22 protein-coding genes are annotated in these 19,904 nt (G+C 54.6%); 4 read left to right on the top strand and 18 right to left on the bottom strand.

The features are described from left to right. Positions 1 to 74: 74 nt before the first annotated feature. Positions 75 to 641 carry a helix-turn-helix domain-containing protein gene (locus tag AC1DUO_RS05260; protein WP_013573409.1) on the top strand — a complete coding sequence of 189 codons (567 nt, stop codon included), beginning with the start codon at positions 75 to 77 and terminating at the stop codon, positions 639 to 641. A 28-nt stretch (positions 642 to 669) separates the two neighbouring features. After that, positions 670 to 1,122 carry a GNAT family N-acetyltransferase gene (locus tag AC1DUO_RS05255; RefSeq protein ID WP_112151985.1) on the top strand — a complete coding sequence of 151 codons (453 nt, stop codon included), beginning with the start codon at positions 670 to 672 and terminating at the stop codon, positions 1,120 to 1,122. On the opposite strand, the gene AC1DUO_RS05250 is transcribed toward AC1DUO_RS05255, so the two are convergent. The 5 genes from AC1DUO_RS05250 to AC1DUO_RS05230 form a co-directional block, all read right to left on the bottom strand. Next, a complete protein-coding gene (locus AC1DUO_RS05250) occupies positions 1,106 to 1,588 on the bottom strand; it encodes a GNAT family N-acetyltransferase (protein WP_013573411.1) in 483 nt (160 codons plus the stop codon). The genes AC1DUO_RS05255 and AC1DUO_RS05250 overlap by 17 nt on opposite strands. Positions 1,589 to 1,602: 14 nt before the next feature. Further along, positions 1,603 to 2,142 carry a hypothetical protein gene (locus tag AC1DUO_RS05245; RefSeq protein ID WP_013573412.1) on the bottom strand — a complete coding sequence of 180 codons (540 nt, stop codon included), beginning with the start codon at positions 2,140 to 2,142 and terminating at the stop codon, positions 1,603 to 1,605. A gap of 217 nt (positions 2,143 to 2,359) precedes the next feature. Then, positions 2,360 to 2,839 (bottom strand): Hcp family type VI secretion system effector, encoded by a 480-nt coding sequence (locus tag AC1DUO_RS05240; protein WP_037033840.1) that lies wholly within the window; start codon positions 2,837 to 2,839, stop codon positions 2,360 to 2,362. A gap of 22 nt (positions 2,840 to 2,861) precedes the next feature. After that, positions 2,862 to 3,053 carry a hypothetical protein gene (locus tag AC1DUO_RS05235; RefSeq protein WP_037033839.1) on the bottom strand — a complete coding sequence of 64 codons (192 nt, stop codon included), beginning with the start codon at positions 3,051 to 3,053 and terminating at the stop codon, positions 2,862 to 2,864. A 21-nt stretch (positions 3,054 to 3,074) separates the two neighbouring features. Then, positions 3,075 to 3,725: a hypothetical protein gene (locus AC1DUO_RS05230; protein ID WP_037033838.1), complete on the bottom strand. Its 651-nt coding sequence runs from the start codon at positions 3,723 to 3,725 to the stop codon at positions 3,075 to 3,077. A gap of 295 nt (positions 3,726 to 4,020) precedes the next feature. Here AC1DUO_RS05230 and yfcF point away from each other — a divergent pair, with 295 nt between their 5' ends. Then, entirely contained in the window at positions 4,021 to 4,650 is a 630-nt protein-coding gene (gene yfcF / locus AC1DUO_RS05225) for a glutathione transferase (protein WP_013573413.1), read from the top strand. Here yfcF and AC1DUO_RS05220 read toward each other — a convergent pair. The 3 genes from AC1DUO_RS05220 to bhsA form a co-directional block, all read right to left on the bottom strand. Then, positions 4,642 to 5,088 (bottom strand): GNAT family N-acetyltransferase, encoded by a 447-nt coding sequence (locus AC1DUO_RS05220; RefSeq protein ID WP_014411441.1) that lies wholly within the window; start codon positions 5,086 to 5,088, stop codon positions 4,642 to 4,644. The genes yfcF and AC1DUO_RS05220 overlap by 9 nt on opposite strands. Positions 5,089 to 5,107: 19 nt before the next feature. Then, a complete protein-coding gene (locus tag AC1DUO_RS05215) occupies positions 5,108 to 5,743 on the bottom strand; it encodes a LysE family translocator (RefSeq protein WP_013573415.1) in 636 nt (211 codons plus the stop codon). A gap of 158 nt (positions 5,744 to 5,901) precedes the next feature. After that, the gene (gene bhsA / locus AC1DUO_RS05210; protein WP_013573416.1) at positions 5,902 to 6,159 is read right to left on the bottom strand and encodes a multiple stress resistance protein BhsA; all 258 of its coding nucleotides are present in this window, start codon (positions 6,157 to 6,159) and stop codon (positions 5,902 to 5,904) included. A 403-nt stretch (positions 6,160 to 6,562) separates the two neighbouring features. Between bhsA and AC1DUO_RS05205 the strand changes: the two genes are divergently transcribed. Next, positions 6,563 to 6,811, top strand: a complete 249-nt coding sequence (locus AC1DUO_RS05205; RefSeq protein ID WP_013573417.1) for a GlsB/YeaQ/YmgE family stress response membrane protein — start codon at positions 6,563 to 6,565, stop codon at positions 6,809 to 6,811. A gap of 63 nt (positions 6,812 to 6,874) precedes the next feature. Here AC1DUO_RS05205 and AC1DUO_RS05200 read toward each other — a convergent pair whose 3' ends face one another. The 10 genes from AC1DUO_RS05200 to atzF form a co-directional block, all read right to left on the bottom strand. Beyond that, positions 6,875 to 7,228 (bottom strand): hypothetical protein, encoded by a 354-nt coding sequence (locus AC1DUO_RS05200; RefSeq protein ID WP_225444971.1) that lies wholly within the window; start codon positions 7,226 to 7,228, stop codon positions 6,875 to 6,877. Positions 7,229 to 7,257: 29 nt separating this feature from the next. Next, positions 7,258 to 7,674: a DUF2442 domain-containing protein gene (locus AC1DUO_RS05195; protein ID WP_013573419.1), complete on the bottom strand. Its 417-nt coding sequence runs from the start codon at positions 7,672 to 7,674 to the stop codon at positions 7,258 to 7,260. 233 nt (positions 7,675 to 7,907) lie between these two features. Further along, the gene (gene urtE, locus AC1DUO_RS05190) at positions 7,908 to 8,606 is read right to left on the bottom strand and encodes an urea ABC transporter ATP-binding subunit UrtE (RefSeq protein ID WP_112197281.1); all 699 of its coding nucleotides are present in this window, start codon (positions 8,604 to 8,606) and stop codon (positions 7,908 to 7,910) included. 11 nt (positions 8,607 to 8,617) lie between these two features. After that, a complete protein-coding gene (gene urtD, locus AC1DUO_RS05185) occupies positions 8,618 to 9,415 on the bottom strand; it encodes an urea ABC transporter ATP-binding protein UrtD (protein ID WP_013573421.1) in 798 nt (265 codons plus the stop codon). Then, a complete protein-coding gene (urtC, locus tag AC1DUO_RS05180; RefSeq protein ID WP_112197282.1) occupies positions 9,415 to 10,488 on the bottom strand; it encodes an urea ABC transporter permease subunit UrtC in 1,074 nt (357 codons plus the stop codon). Before urtC ends, urtD begins: the two co-directional genes overlap by 1 nt. Beyond that, positions 10,488 to 12,056: an urea ABC transporter permease subunit UrtB gene (gene urtB / locus AC1DUO_RS05175; RefSeq protein ID WP_119261067.1), complete on the bottom strand. Its 1,569-nt coding sequence runs from the start codon at positions 12,054 to 12,056 to the stop codon at positions 10,488 to 10,490. The genes urtC and urtB overlap by 1 nt, the downstream gene beginning before the upstream one ends. 140 nt (positions 12,057 to 12,196) lie before the next feature. Beyond that, positions 12,197 to 13,465 (bottom strand): urea ABC transporter substrate-binding protein, encoded by a 1,269-nt coding sequence (gene urtA / locus AC1DUO_RS05170; RefSeq protein ID WP_013573424.1) that lies wholly within the window; start codon positions 13,463 to 13,465, stop codon positions 12,197 to 12,199. 69 nt (positions 13,466 to 13,534) lie between these two features. Beyond that, positions 13,535 to 14,257: a GntR family transcriptional regulator gene (locus AC1DUO_RS05165; protein WP_119261068.1), complete on the bottom strand. Its 723-nt coding sequence runs from the start codon at positions 14,255 to 14,257 to the stop codon at positions 13,535 to 13,537. A gap of 28 nt (positions 14,258 to 14,285) precedes the next feature. Beyond that, the gene (gene uca, locus AC1DUO_RS05160; protein ID WP_119261069.1) at positions 14,286 to 17,915 is read right to left on the bottom strand and encodes an urea carboxylase; all 3,630 of its coding nucleotides are present in this window, start codon (positions 17,913 to 17,915) and stop codon (positions 14,286 to 14,288) included. Between the two features lie 9 nt (positions 17,916 to 17,924). Then, positions 17,925 to 19,775 carry an allophanate hydrolase gene (gene atzF / locus AC1DUO_RS05155; RefSeq protein WP_119261070.1) on the bottom strand — a complete coding sequence of 617 codons (1,851 nt, stop codon included), beginning with the start codon at positions 19,773 to 19,775 and terminating at the stop codon, positions 17,925 to 17,927. Between the last annotated feature and the right edge of the window lie 129 nt (positions 19,776 to 19,904).

The raw sequence follows: 19,904 nt of genomic DNA, 5'->3' as shown, positions 1-19,904 counted from the left end.
GCTGCGCTCAAGATATCACTGTGCGTTATAGCGCACAATCGCGATCGGTAAAAACGATTGCCAGAGGAGTCAGGATGCAGGAACTCACCCACCATATTGGCAGCCAGCTGAAAGCCGTGCGCAGCGAACGCGGCTGGAGTCTCAGCCAGACGGCAGAACATACCGGCGTCAGCAAGGCGATGCTCGGGCAAATCGAGCGCGGCGAATCCAGCCCGACCGTCGCGACGCTGTGGAAAATCGCCAGCGGCCTGAATGTTTCGTTCTCGGAATTTCTCGAAACGCCGCCCGCGCAGTCAGCGGCGTTGCATCGCCACGGCTTACTGACTACGTTCAACAGTGACACTTCGGGCATGCGCGTGGTGCCGTTGTTTCCGTTCGATACCACGCTGCGTATGGACATGTTTGTTATCGATCTCGAGCCGGGCGGATGCAGCGAATCCACACCACACGAAGCCGGAGTGATTGAGCATGTGATTGTTATCGAAGGTGAACTGACGCTGACGGTTGACGGCGTGACGCGCGTGCTCAGCGCCGGTGAAGCTTTGCGTTTTGTTGCCGATTGTCCGCACGCTTACCGCAATGAAAGCGGTCATTCCGTGCGTTTCCACGACCTGATACATTATCCGCAGTCACGCCCGTAACGTTTTCATTTCCTGAGGAGAATGCCCGATGAGCCAGCCGCACGATGTGATGATCCGTCTGTTAACCCCCGCAGACCGCGAAGGTTGGGAAGCGTTATGGCGTGATTATCTGGATTTTTACCAGTCGGAGCTCGATCCGGCGCAATTTGATTACACTTTCCAGCGTTTATCACAGCCTGATTACGCCAGCATGTTTGGCTATGTGGCGGAGTACGAGGGAAAACTGGTCGGGCTGGTGAACTGTATCAATCACGATCATGGCTGGCACATGCAGCAGGTGGTGTATTTGCAGGATTTGTACGTTGACGACCGCGCCCGCAAACTGGGGATCGGGCAAAAACTGATTGAAGCGGTTTATGCTTACGCCGACGAAAACAATAAAGCCAACGTCTACTGGACTACCCAGACCTCAAATCATACTGCCCGCAAACTGTATGATCGTATTGGTACGCTGACCGAATTTATTAAATATTCCCGTTAAGTGGTTTACGCATATTCATTTTCGTTGTGACGTAACCGAGGCTGGCGTACAGCGCCTGCGCACCGGGATTGCTGGCAAAGACATTCAGTTCAATTGCCACACAACCCTGTTCCTGCAGGCGTTCTTCCATCAATCTGAACGCTGCCGCTGCATGACCCTGACGGCGAAATTGCGGATACACCGTCAGTTCGTACACGAACGCGCTGCGCACGCCATAACGTTCCACATTGGAAAACCATAAATAGCCCGCTGTTTCGCCGTTCTCTTTGGTTTTAATCTCAAAAAGATACTGATCCGGCGTATCAATACCTTGCGGCAGTGCACTTTGCGTAGAACTGCGAGCCCGTTCCAGCGCGGTATCCGCCTGCCAAAGACCGGCTGTTACGTTCTCTTCTGCATAATCTTTTGCCAGCTGTTCTGCGAAACCCTGGTAAAACGCAGCACTCATCGGCGCTAAAATAGTCATCCTTTCCCTCTGATTTATTTGTTGTTTTCCGGCTTCTTATAAGGCGTGACGTAGCATTCGCTGATGGTGGTGGAATGACTTTCCATCTGCGTGATGATGTAGCCTTTATCGGTCAGCGCCACTGAACTGTAGGGCGTTTCATTATTTTTATCTGAAATCACGTCTTCAAAAGACTGAATGATTTTGGCTTTTTCACTGGCGCGCGTCGGATCATCCATCCCGTCGACCCGGATCATCGCCTGTTTAAACTGATTACGGAATCCTGTTTTCCCCGCCTTGCTTTCAATCACGGCCTTGATGTTCACCGTGATGTCATTACCGAGCAGAAATAAGGTGTTGCTCTGATAAACCAGCACATTCTTGCGTTTCGAAACCACGAAGCCGTTCTCGATAACTTTCATTTTGCTGTTGTTGGCGTAAGTCACATCATCCAGGCAAATGGTTTTATCGCCGACCTTAAACTGGCTGAACCGCGCTTTGATTTCTTTCGGCGTAGATGCCGCCTGCGAGCAGAGCGGTGCAAGCAGCAAAAGAGGTAAGAGCCATGACTTCATAGGAGTTTCCTGAACAGGTGCTGAATCAGCCGACATAACAGCAGTATAGGGAGACGTGCGCAGGATGCGAACGTTTATCTTTGGCGGACCTCATACTTATTCATTGCTACAATGAATAAGTATGAGGTGGGTTGGAGGCGTAAAAATGCCGACTTTATATGTCGTTTTTGGATTTCCGAAGCAGAGATGGAGGCTGTAGTGGGTTGTCGCCGATCTATTAGGCGGTTATGCGTTCATTCCAGATATCTTTATAAATGATATTCCCGTTTACATACTTCCATGTAATGCTTTCATAGCGTAGCTGGATAGTTTCAAAATGTGTCCCAGTCTGGTTGCCTGGGTATAAATTGGGTGCAATGGATGTAACTTTTACATTTTCCAAAATGATATTGAAGTATTCGGCTTCTATTCCCGCCTCAAGAATATGATACATTTTGATTGTAGCAGACTTCAGCGTTTGTCCTTCACTCAGTGCTCGATACAAAAGCGGCGTTGTCCTATCGAATTCTTTTTGCAAGGTGATCGGAGAATGTATTCGTGTCCCTGTTAGTTTACCCGTGTTTCTGTCGGCTGGGATATGCATATTATGAGTCACTGATTTTAACTCTATCGCCCCTTCTCTGCCTGAAACCAACGAACCACCAACAATGGGTGAACCATCTACTCCGGTTAGAAATAAATATGCCGGATTTGACATGAAATATCCTTATTTTTAATGTTTAGTTATCTTGTGGGTAATATTTATCGACTAGTTTACCAATAATCCATATGACAAATACCATAGCTGAAATGGCGAGCAATCTCTCCAGCCAGGTATCAAAATAAAATACAAAGAATAACGAAAACCAGACTGATGCACCGCCAAGGATAGCGCCTATTTGACCTACTGCAGCATTTGCAGCTTTCTTCATAAAACTGGGTTTCTTATCCACTTATCCACGGCCTCCAACTTTTGAATCTACAATTTTTAGGATCTTATCAAACGCGGGAGAGCCTTGTTGGTGTCGAACATACAGGGCGTCAACAAAAGGTGACAGGGCAGGCTCGAACAGGAAATAAAGCAGATCATAATCTTTTAACCGCAAAATAGCGTAGAGTTCAGGCACTTCCACGCTCAGCTTTTCTGATGCCCGAATGCAGCGTTCTTTCATTCCTCCGACTAATAATATGTTTCCAATGACCCCGCCTCTTACTTTCACAAAAAAGCTTGTTCCTTGAGCTATCGCGATAGCAACTTTCCCGGCAATAACTGTATTAGTTGCAGTTCTGCCGACAACTGAGAAAACAGAGCGGCTGTATGTTTTGTTTTGTTCGCTTTCTGAAACGTATTTATTGAAATCGTTAAGTATAGTTTGTATCGCGTCCGTAATCCGATCATGTTCCAGTATTCCACGTTTAATCGCTTCTATTATTCTTATTGTTTCTGTTTCATGCGCGTGGTATGAATCTGTATCAAAAAAACCATAGGCAAGATATCCAAGATCAACTGGCACGGAAAGTATTCCATGTACCAAACCAATAGCTGAATCAGGGGAAATAATTATGTCGGCAATGCGCTGTGCTATCTCTTCTGAATTATCCATAATGCGCCCTTTGAAGTCCGTTTGTTTGGCGGTTTTTTAGAGGATATATTGACTTAAGCCAAATGGCAATGGTTAAAAAACGTGCGAAAGTTTGGTGCGGAAAATATCTTGTTTAATCAGTTTCTCAAAATTAGCTTAATGTATAAGATGATGTACGCATTCTTTAGAATGAGAACATTTGCCCGTATCCCAACAACTCCACTCGGGTTTATCATCTGAATGAGTTTTTAACGACACCTCCCTCTTTCTGCGCTATGTTTTTCTTCCTTTGTTTTATTTCTTTCAGGAGTTTGCCATGAGCCAGCCTTCGCTGATTTTGTATTCCGATGCCAATTTTTTCAGCCCATACGTGATGTCTGCTTTTGTCGCGCTGACCGAAAAAGGCATTCCCTTTGAACTGGAAAAGGTAGATCTGGCTAACGCGGAAAACCTGAAGGAAAATTATTCGGCGATTTCCGTCACCCGCCGCGTACCGACATTAACCAATGGCACGTTTGTGTTATCCGAGTCTTCTGCGATTGATGAATATGTCGAAGAGTTGTTCCCTGCGCCCACGTTCCCGGCCATTTACCCGGCTGACCCTGAAAACCGCGCCAAGGCCCGTGAAGTACAGGCATGGCTGCGCAGCGATCTGATGCCTATTCGCGAAGAGCGTTCAACGGAAGTGGTGTTTGCCGGTGCGAAACGTCCGGCGCTCAGTGCAAGCGGACAGCAGGCGGCTGAAAAATTGTATGCCGCCGCAGCGTTTTTACTGGGCGACAAAGAATATTTATTTGGCGAATGGTGTATTGCGGACGTGGATCTGGCGCTGATGCTTAATCGTCTGCATCTGAACGGCGATCCGCTGCCGGAGAAACTGGCCGCTTACGCAGAGGCGCAATGGCAGCGGCCATCGGTGAAGGAATGGCTGGCGCTTTCAGCTTAACGTTTTCGTCAGAAAGAACCGCGTATGCGTCGAGGGCGCATCGTCCGGCGCGCGGGAATCAGGGATGTAATCCTCCAGCGCCATTTGCATGCTATAGCCCATACGTTCGTAGAAAGGCCGCGCCTGGAAACTGAACGTATCAACCAGCGAGTAACGGCAACCCCGTGCTTTGGCTTCCTCTTCCGCTTCCCTGATGAGCTGCGTGCCGACATCTTTGCCGCGCAGCGTTTCATCGACCCACAGCATCTTTATGTACATCCAGTAGCCGACGGTTTCAGCCACGATACCGGCCAGTTTCTTGCCATTCTCATCTTCCACGAAAATGCCTAACTCGCGGAAGGTCGGTTTCGGGATAAAGTTTCTGTTGAAATCCCGCAGTGCCGTTTTGATCTCCTCGAGATCGCTTTCGGTCGGGGCATGGGTGAGACGAGTCTTCATGACATTTTTCCTTTTTCCGTTAACGTTTTGTCGTAGCGAGGCGAACTGCAAAAGCGATAAACACGGTGCCGGTGAGCCGGTCCAGCGTTCTGACCACTGCCGGACGGCGCAACCAGCGCGACAGCGGGCGGGTGGCCGAAATCATGGTGACCGACCATAACGTCCCGATCACCGCATGCATGGCGGCGAGGCCGAAAATGTACGGCCCGACCGGATAGCCGGTGGCGACGAACTGCGGCAGGAAAGAGACATAAAACACACCGACTTTCGGGTTAAGCACGTTGCCAAAAAGGCCTTTAACGAACGGCGAGTTCCCGATGCGTAAGGCGGTGCGGCGGCTTTGCGGCGCATCCATGTTCATTTCGTTGCGGGGTTTGAACAACATCTGCAGGCCGAGCCAGGCCAGATACGCGGCACCGATCCATTTCAAGACATTGAAGGCGATTTCAGAGGCAGCGAGCACGGCGCCAAGGCCAAGTGCTACCATCGCGCCCCAGACCAGACAACCGGTGCTGATGCCAAAAGCGGTGGACAGCGCCTTTTTACTGCCCTGACTGGCGGCAGTGCGCAGCACCAGTGCGGTATCGAGACCGGGGGTGAGGGTTAAAATGCCAGCGGCAAGCGCGTAAGAAAGCAGGGATTCGGTAACGGTCATTGGCTTTTCCTGATGAGCGAAAAAACCAGAATAGTGAAGCGGACGGCAGAGATGCAATCGCGAATTTAAATGAAATTCGGCATAAAAATACTGGCAAATAAAAAAGCCTGTGGAAGTCGGGCTTCCACAGGCTTTTCAGAGGGTTTTCTCGCAGACGATTATTTGTAGATTTCAGCGTCAGCGTGCAGTTTGTTGTTCCCGGTCACGGAGATGATGCGGTAAGAAGAGGCACCGGCATCTTTCGCTTGTTGTGAAAGTTTCGCTTCCAGGCCACTGATAGAGGTGGAGTTGGCGGCGGAAATCACCCCAATTTTCTGCATGTCACTTGATGGCTGAGTAATCTGCTGAGCCGCGAAGCTGCCGAAAGAAATCAGGGAAAGGGTTGCAGCTACAGCAAAAATTTTGACGTTTTTCATGATGATTTATCCATTCAGGTTATGAGAGTGAAAGGTGGTTGCCTTTCGATGAATGTATAATAGGCGTGATACCCGGAGATGAAAAACGGATTGATTTGAGTATCTTGTTCAAAATATTTGGTCTACTTTTTACGCGATTTTACGTGCGAATGCGGGTAGCTGACGAAACCGCATTCGTGCTGACACAGCCTGAAACTGCCTTAGGTTTCTCTGCATTTCTTCCCTTCCTGCTGATTTTGGGCGGTTTTGTAGAAAGGGTGCTAGACTTTATCTGCAGTTCAAGAAGAGGGCGTTCGTGCAAAACACACGTTCTGCTCGCAGAGCCTGAAACGTTCTGCTCTTGTTTGGCTAATTTGGCTGAACAATATTCACGGTAACGGAAATTTATTCGGAGGAGTCGAAAATGGGAATTTTATCCTGGATTATCTTTGGTCTGATTGCAGGTATTCTGGCGAAATGGATCATGCCGGGCAAAGATGGCGGCGGATTCATTCTGACCGTAGTCCTGGGTGTTGTAGGTGCCGTTGTGGGTGGTTATATCAGTACTTTCTTCGGTTTTGGTCGCGTAGACGGATTCAACTTCGGCAGCTTCGTGGTCGCCGTGATTGGTGCGATCGTCGTACTGTTTATCTACCGTAAAGTCAGAAGCTAAGGTGTCGACCTTAGGTTGAGATGTGAAAAGCCGCGCAAGTCGCGGCTTTTTTGTGTCTGTTAATCACTCCACCGGCGACGTCGGCAACCGTACGATGTCCTGATTATCATTACCCATCCAGTAAACGCCTTCCTTCGCCCAGAACGGTCCTTCGATAAAGTCGAGCAGGCCGGAATACTCTTCGTAAAATTGTTTGCCGTCGCGGTTGTAGACACGCATATAGCCGGAATAATGCCCGCCGTCGCCCGGCATGGTCATGCGCGGAATAAATTCGAAAGTTTTATACTCGCGCACCACATACTGTTTGTTCGGGCTCCATTGCTCGGAGACGAGTTTCCCTTGTTTCCACCACTGATGGCCTGCGGCGATCACCGCCAACAGCACCGCCAGCATGATCCAGCGCTTGCGCTGACGCATCAGAGCTTCCTGACTTTTGATTTTGGGCATTAACGTAACTCTGTATTTTTACGCGGACGTCCGCCTTTTTTACCATTTTCCCGGCTGGCACTGGCTTTAACGGCGCTGCGCATGGCACCGTTAATTGAGGCAACAATTTTCTGTAAGTCGCTGGCATCAAAAAGAATTTTTGCAAGTAATCCCGGCAGGTAAATATCCACATTACAGGCCGGAATACGCAGTGCTTTGCTGAAACCATCGACTGCTGCGGTGTTCAGTTGTTCCTGCGTCGCGTGCTGAAGTTCTTCAATCAAATCAATGTTAATAAGATACCCGACGCCGTTGCCGTGCATGATCATAAAGGCATGTTGTTCAGGACGGTATTCGACCGAAACAGGGCGGGAAGGGTCATTAGCCGTTTGCTCCCCGCGCTTTAACGCCGCATCAAATCGTGTCATTGGTGCCATGGATCTTCTCCCATTCAGCATTGAGCGTGACGATATTTGCTTCTAAGTAACGAAACAAAGCTTTGATCTCCGCGTCGTAAATGAACATGGCGTGGCAGGTGATCATGGCTGTAAACCATAATCAACCATCCTGAAAAGCGGAGAATTGTGGGCATGAGTTTATCCATAAACCTAGCAGTTAGGTTTATGGTAGACCTGAAGGGATGAATTAGCGAGCGTTACTTGATCAGGGACTAAATCGCCACCAGCCCGCGCACGCCTTCCGCCTCCATTTCTGCCCCGCGCCCGCGTTTCACAATGCTGCCGCGCGACATCACCAGATAGCTGTCGGCCAGTTCGGCGGCGAAATCGTAGAATTGTTCGACCAGCAGGATTGCCATGTCACCGCGGGCGGCGAGCTGTTTGATCACCGCACCGATTTCCTTAATCACCGACGGCTGAATGCCTTCGGTCGGTTCGTCGAGGATCAGGAGATTCGGTTTGCAGGCCAGCGCACGGCCAATCGCCAGTTGTTGCTGCTGGCCGCCGGACAAATCCCCGCCGCGGCGATGCTTCATTTCCAGCAGGATCGGGAACAGATGGTAGATTTCATCCGGCACCTGTTTAGCATTGCTGCCGGAAAAACGCGACAGCCCCATCAGCAGATTTTCTTCCACGGTCAGACGCGGAAAAATTTCGCGTCCCTGCGGGACATAGGCAATGCCCGCCTGTACACGCTGGTGCGGTTTGCGGGAATTGATCACCTGATCCTGCCAGGTGATGGTGCCGGATTTCGCCGGTATCAGCCCCATCAGGCATTTGAGCAGCGTGGTTTTTCCGACGCCATTACGCCCGAGCAGGCACGTCACTTCGCCGATTTTTGCCTCAAAAGACAGGCCGCGCAGAATGTGGCTGCCGCCGTAAAACTGATTCAGTTCATTTACCTGCAACATAATGCGACTCCTCAGCGCCCTAAATACACGTCGATAACCTGCTCGTTGGCCTGCACTTCACGCAGCGAGCCTTCAGCCAGCACCTGACCCTGATGCAGCACGGTGACGTGGTCAGCGATGGTTTCCACAAACCCCATATCGTGCTCGACCACCATCAGCGAATGCCTGCCAGCCAGTTGTTTGAACAGTTCTGCGGTGTATTCGGTTTCGGCATCGGTCATGCCTGCCGCCGGTTCATCGAGCAGTAACAGATGCGGTTCCTGCACCAGCAACATACCGATTTCCAGAAACTGTTTCTGACCGTGCGAAAGCAGGCCCGCCGGTCGGTGGCGCTCAGCGGCGAGGCGCAGCGTGCCAAGCATTTCATCGATACGGTCACGCTGCTCGCTGTTCATTTTTGCGCGCAGACACGCCCATACCGATTTATTGGTTTTCTGCGCGATTTCCAGATTTTCGAATACCGTCAGCGCTTCAAATACCGTCGGTTTCTGGAATTTCCGCCCGATGCCTGACTGCGCAATTTGCACCGGATCCAGTTTCGTCAGATCGGTACGCTGGTCGTAAAAAACACGACCACTTTGCGGTCGGGTTTTGCCGGTGATCACGTCCATCAGCGTGGTTTTCCCCGCGCCGTTCGGGCCGATCACGCAGCGTAATTCGCCGACGCCGATGTTCAGCGACAAATTGGTCAGCGCCTTAAAGCCGTCAAAGCTGACGTTGATGTTTTCCAGTTGCAAAATCGGGTCAGTTTGTTCGCGGTGCCGGTCCGCCCGCTGCGGTTGGGTAAACAGGTCTTCGGTCATGGTCATCAGGATTTCCTCTTGCGCAGCAGGCCAATCACGCCTTGCGGCAGGAACAGTGTCACCAGAATAAACATGCCGCCGAGCACAAATTGCCAGTATTCGGGAATGGCGACGGTGAACCAGCTTTTCGCGCCATTCACGATGCCTGCGCCAATAACCGGGCCGATCAGCGTGCCGCGTCCGCCGAGTGCCACCCAGATGGCGGCTTCGATGGAGTTGGTCGGCGACATTTCGCCCGGGTTGATAATGCCGACCTGCGGCACGTACAGCGCACCCGCCAGACCGCACAGCATGGCGGAAATCGTCCAGACGAACAGCTTGAAACCTTTCGGATCGTAACCGCAGAAAATCAGCCGGTTCTCAGCGTCACGCACTGCCGTCAGCACGCGGCCATATTTACTTCTCGCCAGCGCAAAGCCCAGCGCCAGACTGGCGACCAGCACCAGAACCGTGGCTAAAAATAATCCCACGCGGGTGCCGGTGGCGGTGACCGGAAAGCCGAGCAGGGTGGTAAAACCGGTGAAACCGTTATTGCCGCCAAAACCGGTTTCATTGCGGAAAAACAGCAACATACCGGCGTACGTCAGCGCCTGCGTCATGATCGAAAAATAGACGCCTTTGATTTTTGAACGGAAGGCGAAATAGCCGAACACAAACGCCAGCGCGCCGGGCACCAGCACAATCAGGCACAGCGCCCAGGCGAAATGCTGCGTACCTGCCCAGAACCACGGCAACTCGGTCCACGACAGAAACGACATAAAATCCGGCAATCCGCTGCCTGCGGCCTGCCGCATTAAATACATGCCCATCGCATAACCGCCGAGGGCGAAAAACAGCCCGTGGCCGAGCGACAGCAAACCGGCATAACCCCAGACCAGATCGAGCGCGATCGCCACGATCGCATAACAGAGGATCTTGCCGATCAGCGTCAGCGTGTACGTGGAGATCGCCAGCGGATTACCGGCGGGCAACAGCGCCAGAAACGGCATCACAATCAGGAAGATGAGCACCAGCGTGCCCACCGAAATCGCAATCTTAGGCGCTTTTTGTACGCCGGTAATCGTCAGAGGCTGGCTCATCAGTCAATCACCCTGCCTTTGAAGGCGAAGAGTCCCTGAGGACGTTTCTGAATAAACAGGATAATCAGCGCGAGGATCAGGATTTTCCCCAGTACTGCGCCGATTTCCGGCTCAAGAATTTTGTTCACGATGCCCAGACCAAAGGCCGCCACCACGGTGCCCGCCAGTTGTCCGACACCGCCAAGTACCACCACCAGGAAGGAGTCGATGATGTAGCCCTGACCGAGTTCCGGGCCGACGTTACTGAGCTGCGATAATGCCACGCCACCTAAACCGGCAATGCCGGAACCGAGGCCGAACGCCAGCATATCGACGCGCCCGGTGGGCACCCCACAGCAGGCCGCCATGGCGCGGTTCTGGGTGACGGCGCGTACGTTCATGCCCAGCCGGGTTTTATTGAGCAGCAGCCAGGTCAGGCCGAGCACCAGCAACACGAAGATGATCACCGCGATGCGGTTGTACGGCAGCACCAGATTCGGCAGCAACTGAATACCGCCGGAGAGCCAGCCGGGATTCGCCACTTCGACGTTCTGCGCACCAAACAGCATACGTACGCCCTGAATAAGGATCAGGCTGATGCCCCAGGTCGCCAGCAGCGTTTCCAGCGGACGACCGTATAAATGGCGGATGACCGTGCGCTCCAGTGCCATGCCAATCCCCGCCGTAATGAAAAAGGCCACCGGCAGTGCCACCAGCGGATACAGCGCCAGCAGGCCAGGGGCATAGTGCTGAAACAGCGACTGCACCATGTAAGTCGAGTAAGAGCCGAGCATTAACATCTCGCCGTGTGCCATGTTAATCACACCCAGCAAACCGTATGTGATCGCCAGTCCGAGTGCGGCCAGCAGCAGAATCGAGCCGAGCGATAAGCCGGTAAACGCCTGACCCAGTAAATCGCCAATCATCAGGCGATGCTGCACCGCTTTCAGGCTGGCGAGCGCGGCATTACGCACCGTGGCATCAGGCTCGGTTTTCGGATCCGTCAGGCTTTGCAGGCGGCCCTGAGTATCCGGATCGCCCGACGTGCCGAGCAGTTCAACGGCTTTCAGGCGCACCTGCGGACTGGCATCAGCCAGTTGTAAATTTGCCAGCGCGATGGAAAGGGCGTCGTGAACGGTGCTGTCTTTTTCCCGTTCAAGACGACGGGTCAGCAGCGGCAACTGATCGGCCTGCGCTTCGCGCTGTAAGGCTTTGGCGGCCTGTAAACGGACCGCGCTGTCGGTGCTCACCAGACGGTGTGCGGAAAGCGCATTGGCAATCAGAATACGCAGGCGGTTGTTCAGCCAGACTTTTTTGGTGTCACCCTGCGGTTTAACGTCGCCTTCCAGCGGCGTCAGTTGATCGCCATTTTGCGCAAACGCATGTTTTGCTTCGTCGATGACGACGTTTTCCTGCTTCAGTGCCTCGAGCAGTGGCAGCCTTTCCGGCTGCGGGTCTGCCGCCCATTGCTGTAATAACGTGGCCTGCTGGCTGCGGCTGGCGGCAGCAAAGTCATTCGCCGCACCCGCCTCTGCCAGCAACGGAAGGCAACAAAGCAGGAAAAGCAGTGATCGGATGAGGATTCTCATAATGTTCTCGCCGCATAAAGTTGATGCTGGTTTGCTCCTCCCCCTGCGAAGGGGGAGGCGGGGAGGGGGTTTTGCAAACAACACAGTTGCCATTAATACCCCACCCCAGCCCTCCCCTTCGCAAGAAGGAGCTAAAGCAATCAGTTAGTCGTTTTTACCGGGGTATCTGGCTTTTTATCGTTACCCGCGATGTACGGGCTCCACGGCTGGGCGCGGATTGGTTTGTCGGTCTGCCAGACCACGTTGAACTGACCGTTGGATTCGATTTCGCCGATCATTACCGGTTTGTGCAGGTGATGATTGGTTTTATCCATGGTCAGCGTGAAGCCGGACGGTGCAGCGAAGGTCTGTCCGGCCATCGCGGCGCGGACTTTATCCACATCCGTCGTACCGGCTTTTTCCACCGCCTGCGCCCACATATGGATGCCGACATAGGTCGCCTCCATCGGGTCGTTGGTCACCGCGTTATCGGCGTTTGGCAGTTTGTGCGCCTTCGCGTAAGCCTTCCATTCAGCCACGAATTTCTTGTTGGTCGGGTTATCAACCGACTGGAAGTAGTTCCACGCCGCAAGGTCACCGACCAGCGGTTTGGTGTCGATACCGCGCAGTTCTTCTTCACCGACCGAGAACGCCACCACCGGCACATCCGTCGCTTTCACGCCCTGATTCGCCAGCTCTTTGTAGAACGGCACGTTGGAATCGCCGTTGATGGTGGAGATCACCGCAGTTTTGCCGCCAGCGGAGAATTTCTTAATGTTGGAAACGATGGTCTGATAATCGCTGTAACCGAACGGCGTATAGACTTCTTCGATGTCGCTGTCTTTCACGCCTTTGGAATGCAGGAAGGCGCGCAGAATTTTGTTGGTGGTACGCGGATAGACATAATCGGTGCCGAGCAGGAAGAAGCGTTTGGCCGCACCGCCGTCTTCACTCATCAGGTATTCCACCGCCGGGATCGCCTGTTGGTTAGGCGCGGCACCGGTGTAGAACACGTTTGGCGACATTTCTTCGCCTTCGTACTGCACCGGATAGAACAGCAGGCCGTTCAGTTCTTCAAACACCGGCAGCACAGATTTACGCGACACCGACGTCCAGCAACCAAACACCACCGCGACTTTATCCTGCGTCAGCAACTGGCGGGCTTTCTCAGCGAACAGCGGCCAGTTGGAGGCTGGATCGACCACCACCGGCTCGAGCTTTTTGCCGAGCACGCCACCTTTGGCGTTGATGTCGTCAATGGTCATCAGCGCGATGTCTTTCAGCGGAGTTTCTGAAATGGCCATGGTGCCGGAAAGCGAATGCATAATACCGACTTTGATGGTCTCGGCTGCCTGCGCGCTCCAGGCTAAGCCCATGCTGACTACGGTAGCGGAAAGAGCAAAGGCTTTAATAAAACGTCGACGTTGCATAGATGTACCCTCTGAAGAAAAGTTAAGAGAACGCTGGTATGTAGAAAGTCGAAAAAACATTTAAAAAAGTCATGACGGGTTGCCCTCGTCACTCTCCGCCCGGGCCCGGTGCAACATGTGCAGAGTAATTTTGCGTACCTCGGCCTTACTGACGGCAATATGATCGTGTAACTGGTGCTGTGCCTCCTCGGTTTGTTGTTGGATGATGGCGAGCAAAATGCTCGCGTGTTCTTTATAGGTGGCGTTAACCCGCTCACCTTTGGTGAAATCCAGCCGCCGGATGATGCGGATTTTCTCCGTCAGCTCGCGGTGGATTCGCGCCATTTCGGCATTACCCGCCGCGGCCACCAGCGTCATGTGAAACTCCTCGTCATAACGCGAGACCACCTGACCATCTTGCAGTTGCGGCTGATCGATCCAGAACGCTTTCAGTTCAGCCAGTTGTAAGGGCTGAGCGGCTGGCGGCAACGCACACAGACGTTTCACTGCTTCCAGTTCCAGCACGATACGCAGATCGTACAACTGCTCGAAAAAGTCGAAATCGAACGGGCGAACCTGCCAGCCACTGCGGAAAAACACTTCGACATAGCCTTCATGTTCCAGCCAGAACAGCGCCTGACGTACCGGTGTGCGGCTGACTTCCATGCGGTCAGCGATGTCGTTTTCGCTGAACCGGTCACCGGGCAGCAGGCGGAAGCTGAAAATGTCGTCTTTCAGCTGCTGATAAATGCGTTCCGCCAGCCCTTCCGGGCGGCTTTTACTGCGTGAAGATTTAGGTCCCGTGAGTTGCATGAAATATTCCCTGTTATTCCCGATAGTTTTAAACGGCTGTGTCCAGCCACAACAACGCATCACCTGGCCCGACCGGACGGCCTTGCTGGCAACTGATTTTCAGGACGGTACCGGCGCACGGCGCGTTCACCGACAGTTCCATTTTCATGGCTTCGACGACGATCAGCGGCTGGCCTTCTTCGACCTGCTGGCCCGGCTGTACCAGGATTTTCCAGACGTTGCCGTTAAGGTCAGCGCTGACTAAATGGCCGTCCTGATCCGCGTCGTCTTCCTCTAACTGCACGGCATTGGCTGCTGCTTCCACCGCGGCGCTTTCAGCCTCATGCCAGTGCGCCACTTCGCGGGTAAAAGCGTCGGTTTGCCGGGTGCGGAAATCAGCAATGTCGGCGGCGTTGTCGGCGAGAAATTGCGTATAGTGCGCAAAATCAAATTCCGTCTCTTCGATGCGGATTTGCGCCCGTCCTTCGCGGAAGGCTTCGCGCTGAATGTCCAGCTCGGCTTCGGTGACTTCATAGAACCGCACCTGATCGAAGAAGTGCAGCAGCCACGGCTCGCCGTTTTTGAACTGCTCGTTTTTCAGGAACTTGTTCCAGATCGGCAGCGTGCGCCCGACCAGCTGATAGCCGCCCGGCGAATCCATGCCATAAATGCACATGTACATGCCGCCGATACCGACCGTGCCTTCGGCGGTAAACGTGCGCGCCGGGTTGTATTTGGAGCTCAGCAGGCGATGGCGCGGATCGACCGGCACCGCGCACGGTGCGCCGAGATACACATCCCCCAGCCCGAGGATCAGATAGCTGGCGTCGAAAATGATGTTTTTCACGTCTTCACGGCTCGCCAGCCCGTTGGTGCGCTGGATGAAATCGACGTTATTCGGCAGCCACGGTGCTTCTGCGCGCACGGTTTGCTGATAGCGTTCGACCGCGCCGAGCGTGGCGGAATCTTCAAACGCCATCGGCATGTGCACGATACGGGTCGGGATTTTGAGCTGGCTGATATCGGCCAGGCTGTTTTCCAGCGTCAGTAAATGTTGCAGCAGCGCCGTCTGATGCAGCACGCGGCTGTCGTAGCGGATTTGCAGCGAACGCACGCCCGGTGACAGTTCCTCAATGCCCTGCTGACCGGCGGCTTTGATGGCATTCATCAGCAGATAAATGCGCATGCGTAACGCCAGATCCAGCACGTTGTCGCCGTACTCAATCAGCACGTAGCCGTCGCCCGCCTGACGGTATTCCACCGAAGGGCGTTCTGCCGTGGCCGGTAATGCCGCAAGAATGGTGGCGGATGCGGTGGTGTCCGGCAGCAGGGATGGCACCGGCAGCGCCATCGCGTTGACTGGCATCAGCGAATCGAGCGTGCCTTGTTGCGCCCGTTCCAGCGCCTGCGCCTGTTCAAAACTGATCGGATGGAAACGGATTTTATCGCCCGGTTTCACCTGTCCGACTTTCCACAGTTCGGCTTTGGCGATGGTTACCGGGCAGACGAAACCGCCGAGGCTTGGCCCGTCGCGGGTCAGAATCACCGGGAAATCGCCGGTGAAATTAATCGCGCCGATGGCGTATTCGCAGTCATGCACATTCGACGGATGCAGACCGGCTTCGCCGCCGTCCTGCCGCGCCCATTGCGGTTTCGGACCGACCAGCCGCACGCCGAGACGGTTGGAGTTGTAGTGCACCTGCCATTCTGCGGCGAAGAACGTATCGATGGCGTCTTTGGTGAAGAAATCCGGCGCACCGTGCGGCCCGTAAAGCACGCCGATATTCCAGATGTCGCCGTAAGGCGGCACGATATTTTCGGCTGCCTGCGGTAAACCGACCGGCGCGGGCGTGGTGCAGGCCGCGAGTTCCGGCTGTGAAACAGTCAGCATATCGGCGACGCGTAACGTGCGACCGGCGTGCCCGCCAAACTGCCCGAGTGCAAAGGTCGACCGGCTGCCGAGATACACCGGCACGTCGAAACCGTTACGCACGGCGAGATAGGTGCGGCAACCCTGTGTGGCGCGGCCAAGTGTCAGTGTCTGACCGGCTTTCACATCCACCGGCTGCCAGTAAGAAACAGCTTCGTCATCAAGCGTTGCCGGGCAGCGTGCGCCGGTCAGTGCGATAACGGCGTCGCAATGGAAACGCAGTGTGGGTCCCTGCAACGTGAATTCCAGACCGGCGGCATCCGGATGATTGCCGACAATGCGGTTGGCGAGACGGAAGGCAAAATCGTCCATCGGGCCGGACGGCGGCACGCCGATATCCCAGTAACCGAGACGTCCCGGATAATCCTGCACACTGCTGTAAGTGCCGGGCGCGATCACTTCGATGGCGTTGGGCGAGTAGTCAAAACTGTCGAGCATGCGCGTCCACATTTTGGCGTCGCGGAACACCGGCGTGGCGACGACCTGACGCAGATAATCAATGTTGGTAGCGATACCGTGCAGGCGGGTGGCGGCCAGCGCGACGGACATTTTCGCCAGTGCGTCCTGCCGGTCGGTGCCATGCACAATCAGCTTGGCGATCATCGGGTCGTAAAACGCCGACACTTCACTGCCGGTAGACACCCAGCCATCGACGCGGACGTCTTCGGGGAAAAACACTTCGGTCAGCACGCCGGGGCTTGGCTGGAAATTCTTCAGCGGATCTTCTGCGTAAATACGCACTTCCATCGATGCGCCCTGCGGGGCTTTTTCCATTGCTGGCCAGTCCGGCGATTCACCGGCGGCGACGTTCAGCATGCATTCGATCAAGTCCAGACCGGTGACCATTTCGGTGACCGGATGCTCAACCTGCAAACGGGTGTTTACTTCGAGAAAATAAAATTCGTCGCGCGCGGCGTCATAGATAAATTCAACCGTACCGGCGCTGCGGTAGTTCACCGATTTGCCGAGCTGCACGGCGGCGCGATGCAATGCTTCGCGGCTGGCCTGCGGCAGATCCGGCGCAGGGGTTTCTTCCACCACTTTCTGATTGCGGCGTTGCAACGAACAGTCACGCTCGCCGAGGGCCACCACGCGGCCTTTACCGTCGCCGAAAATCTGCACTTCAACGTGGCGGGCGCGATCGACAAAGCGTTCCAGAAACACACCGGCATCACGGAAAAACTGCTCGCCGAGACGTTTCACGCTATCCCATGCGGCACGCAATGCCTCTTCGTTATCACAGCGCGTCAGACCAATGCCCCCGCCGCCTGCGGTGCTTTTCAGCATGATGGGATAACCAATTTCGGCGGCAGCTTTCACCGCGTCATCAATGCTGTCGAGCAAACCGGTGCCCGGCGTCATCGGCACATTCGCGGCACCGGCTAATTCGCGGGCGCGGTGCTTGAGGCCAAACTCGCGGATTTGTCCGGCGGTCGGGCCGATAAACGCAATGCCCGCTGCTTCGCAGGCATCGGCGAACTCTGTGCTTTCGGATAAAAAGCCGTACCCCGGATAAATTGCCTGCGCGCCGGTTTCTTTTGCGGCGGCCAGAATTTTGTCGATCATCAGGTAGCTTTCGCTGGCCTTTTCGCCGCCCAGCGCGATGGCGATATCCGCCTGTGTGACGTGCGGGGCATTGCGGTCAGCGTCGGAATATACCGCGACGCTGGTGACGCCCAGACGTTTCAGCGTGCGGATCGCACGGCAGGCGATTTCGCCACGGTTAGCAATTAAAACGGTGGTAAACATGTGCGTTCCTCAGCTTTTTACCGGTGATGAATTCAGACTCTGGATGTAACTTCTCCAGCCGCCAAACGCGGTGATATCCGTGGCTCCGCCAGTCGCCCATGGCTCGCAGATAAAGCCTTTCACGATGCGGCCATCGGCCAGTTCGAGAGAACCGATCCCCAGCGGTGCCGGGATTTCAGCGACGAATTCCCCAAAGCGCGCCAGCGGGATATCCCACAATTCGACGATAATTGCGCTGCCGCTCTCAGCCCGCACCAGCCCCGGCTTCGGCGGTTTAGTGTTGGCGAGGGCGAAGAGTTTGTAGGTGGCAGCAGTGGTGGTTTGTTCGACGCGTACCGCGTGGCGGCTGGTGAGCTGGAAATTCAGCGGCATGCCGGTCAGATGAGCGCCGACCACGGCAACGCGCACGCTGGCGGCACTGACCGGCGCGGATGTCATGAATTCTTCAGGTTTCATCGTAAGCCCGGTCGCGCCAAGCGGCAGGCTCAGGCTGCGCTGCCACTGACGCCCAAAACTGGCCAGTGCGTCGTCATGCCAGGCCGGAGCGATCAGCGTGATCCCGGCGGGCAGGCCGTCGGCGCGCAGGCTGCAAGGCAGCGCCAGCGCCGACAAATCCGCCAGATTAGTGAAGTTGGTGTAAATACCGAACTGCGAGTTGTAGAGCACCGGTTCCCGAACCAGCTCTTCCTGGGTGCGGATGGTCGGCGACGTCGGCACTACCAGCGCGTCAAACCCTTCCAGTGCCAGATTAATTTTGCGTGCCAGCTCCGCCCGTAAGTATTCAGCGCGCCAGGCATCGCAGGCGGTGTAGTTCAGGCCATTGGCGACAATCCCGCGTACGACCGGATCCATTGCTTCCGGGCTTTCTTCAAAAATTTCGCCGACCGCCACGGTGCGTTCTGCCACCCAAGCGCCGTAATACAACTGCTCAGCCAGTTCGCGGAACGGCGTGAAATCAATCGTTTCCAGCGTGGCACCATGGTGGCGCAGGCGATCCAGCGCCTCACTGAAAGCGGCCTGTGCCAGATCGTCCCCAAAAAATTCCAGACGGTCAGGCATGGCGATGCGCGGCTGTGCGGAAAAAGCCACCGGCGCGGTATGCGGATTTTTACGCGAATAGGCATCGGCGGCGTCATATCCGCCTGCGGCATGGGCCACGGTTTGGGCATCGGCGACGGTCAGGGCGAAAATCGAGACGGCATCGTTGAGGCGACAGGCCGGAACCACACCGGTATTCGACAGCCAGCCTTTGGTCGGTTTCAGCCCGACAACATTGTTAAAGCCCGCCGGAACGCGACCGGAACCGGCGGTGTCGGTGCCCAGCGAAAACGCCACCAGACCGCGGGCCAGAACGGAAGCCGAACCCGAGCTTGAGCCGCCACTGACGTAATCAGGATTGAACGTATTGCGCACCGCGCCGTACGGCGAGCGGGTGCCGACCAGGCCGGTGGCGAACTGATCGAGATTAGTTTTGCCAATCACCACCGCGCCTTTGGCTTTCAGATTGGCGATGACGGTGGCATCCGCTTCTGCGGTATAAGCAAACGCAGGGCAGGCCGCCGTGGTCGGCCAGCCAGCGATATCCATATTGTCTTTGACGGCGAACGGCACGCCAAACAGCGGCAGGGCGCTCAGGGAGCCTTCAGCCTGATCGCGCAGGGTTTCAAGACGGGTGATTTGTGCTTCAAGCTGTTCTGCCGTGGCGAGATAAATCCAGGCATTGTCTGTGTCACTCAGGCTCCCCAACACCAGGGAAAGCGTAGTGCGCAGGCTGTCGGGCGCACTGCGGTAATGCTGCTGCCATTCCCGCAAGGTAAAACCGCGAAAAGGTGATGCGACTGTTTCTGAAGCTGAAGCCATATTGTGAATCCCATCTGGTATACAAGATTGAATTCATCTAAGCAAAGCCTGTGCCACATCATTATCTATTGATATTGTTGGGTTTATGTTTTGTTGTATGACCGGTCTGTATATTTGTTGCACCACGGA

This window comes from Rahnella sp. P4_A8 (assembly GCF_056402435.1).
The sequence above is the reverse complement of the archived record's forward strand: the minus strand, read 5'-3'. Positions and strand labels throughout refer to the sequence as shown.

Coding starts and splice junctions, on each gene's coding strand:
- AC1DUO_RS05260 (WP_013573409.1), top strand. CDS start 75: ATGCAGGAACTCACCCACCATATTGGCAGCCAGCTGAAAGCCGTGCGC.
- AC1DUO_RS05255 (WP_112151985.1), top strand. CDS start 670: ATGAGCCAGCCGCACGATGTGATGATCCGTCTGTTAACCCCCGCAGAC.
- AC1DUO_RS05250 (WP_013573411.1), bottom strand. CDS start 1,588: ATGACTATTTTAGCGCCGATGAGTGCTGCGTTTTACCAGGGTTTCGCA.
- AC1DUO_RS05245 (WP_013573412.1), bottom strand. CDS start 2,142: ATGAAGTCATGGCTCTTACCTCTTTTGCTGCTTGCACCGCTCTGCTCG.
- AC1DUO_RS05240 (WP_037033840.1), bottom strand. CDS start 2,839: ATGTCAAATCCGGCATATTTATTTCTAACCGGAGTAGATGGTTCACCC.
- AC1DUO_RS05235 (WP_037033839.1), bottom strand. CDS start 3,053: ATGAAGAAAGCTGCAAATGCTGCAGTAGGTCAAATAGGCGCTATCCTT.
- AC1DUO_RS05230 (WP_037033838.1), bottom strand. CDS start 3,725: ATGGATAATTCAGAAGAGATAGCACAGCGCATTGCCGACATAATTATT.
- yfcF (WP_013573413.1), top strand. CDS start 4,021: ATGAGCCAGCCTTCGCTGATTTTGTATTCCGATGCCAATTTTTTCAGC.
- AC1DUO_RS05220 (WP_014411441.1), bottom strand. CDS start 5,088: ATGAAGACTCGTCTCACCCATGCCCCGACCGAAAGCGATCTCGAGGAG.
- AC1DUO_RS05215 (WP_013573415.1), bottom strand. CDS start 5,743: ATGACCGTTACCGAATCCCTGCTTTCTTACGCGCTTGCCGCTGGCATT.
- bhsA (WP_013573416.1), bottom strand. CDS start 6,159: ATGAAAAACGTCAAAATTTTTGCTGTAGCTGCAACCCTTTCCCTGATT.
- AC1DUO_RS05205 (WP_013573417.1), top strand. CDS start 6,563: ATGGGAATTTTATCCTGGATTATCTTTGGTCTGATTGCAGGTATTCTG.
- AC1DUO_RS05200 (WP_225444971.1), bottom strand. CDS start 7,228: ATGCGTCAGCGCAAGCGCTGGATCATGCTGGCGGTGCTGTTGGCGGTG.
- AC1DUO_RS05195 (WP_013573419.1), bottom strand. CDS start 7,674: ATGGCACCAATGACACGATTTGATGCGGCGTTAAAGCGCGGGGAGCAA.
- urtE (WP_112197281.1), bottom strand. CDS start 8,606: ATGTTGCAGGTAAATGAACTGAATCAGTTTTACGGCGGCAGCCACATT.
- urtD (WP_013573421.1), bottom strand. CDS start 9,415: ATGACCATGACCGAAGACCTGTTTACCCAACCGCAGCGGGCGGACCGG.
- urtC (WP_112197282.1), bottom strand. CDS start 10,488: ATGAGCCAGCCTCTGACGATTACCGGCGTACAAAAAGCGCCTAAGATT.
- urtB (WP_119261067.1), bottom strand. CDS start 12,056: ATGAGAATCCTCATCCGATCACTGCTTTTCCTGCTTTGTTGCCTTCCG.
- urtA (WP_013573424.1), bottom strand. CDS start 13,465: ATGCAACGTCGACGTTTTATTAAAGCCTTTGCTCTTTCCGCTACCGTA.
- AC1DUO_RS05165 (WP_119261068.1), bottom strand. CDS start 14,257: ATGCAACTCACGGGACCTAAATCTTCACGCAGTAAAAGCCGCCCGGAA.
- uca (WP_119261069.1), bottom strand. CDS start 17,915: ATGTTTACCACCGTTTTAATTGCTAACCGTGGCGAAATCGCCTGCCGT.
- atzF (WP_119261070.1), bottom strand. CDS start 19,775: ATGGCTTCAGCTTCAGAAACAGTCGCATCACCTTTTCGCGGTTTTACC.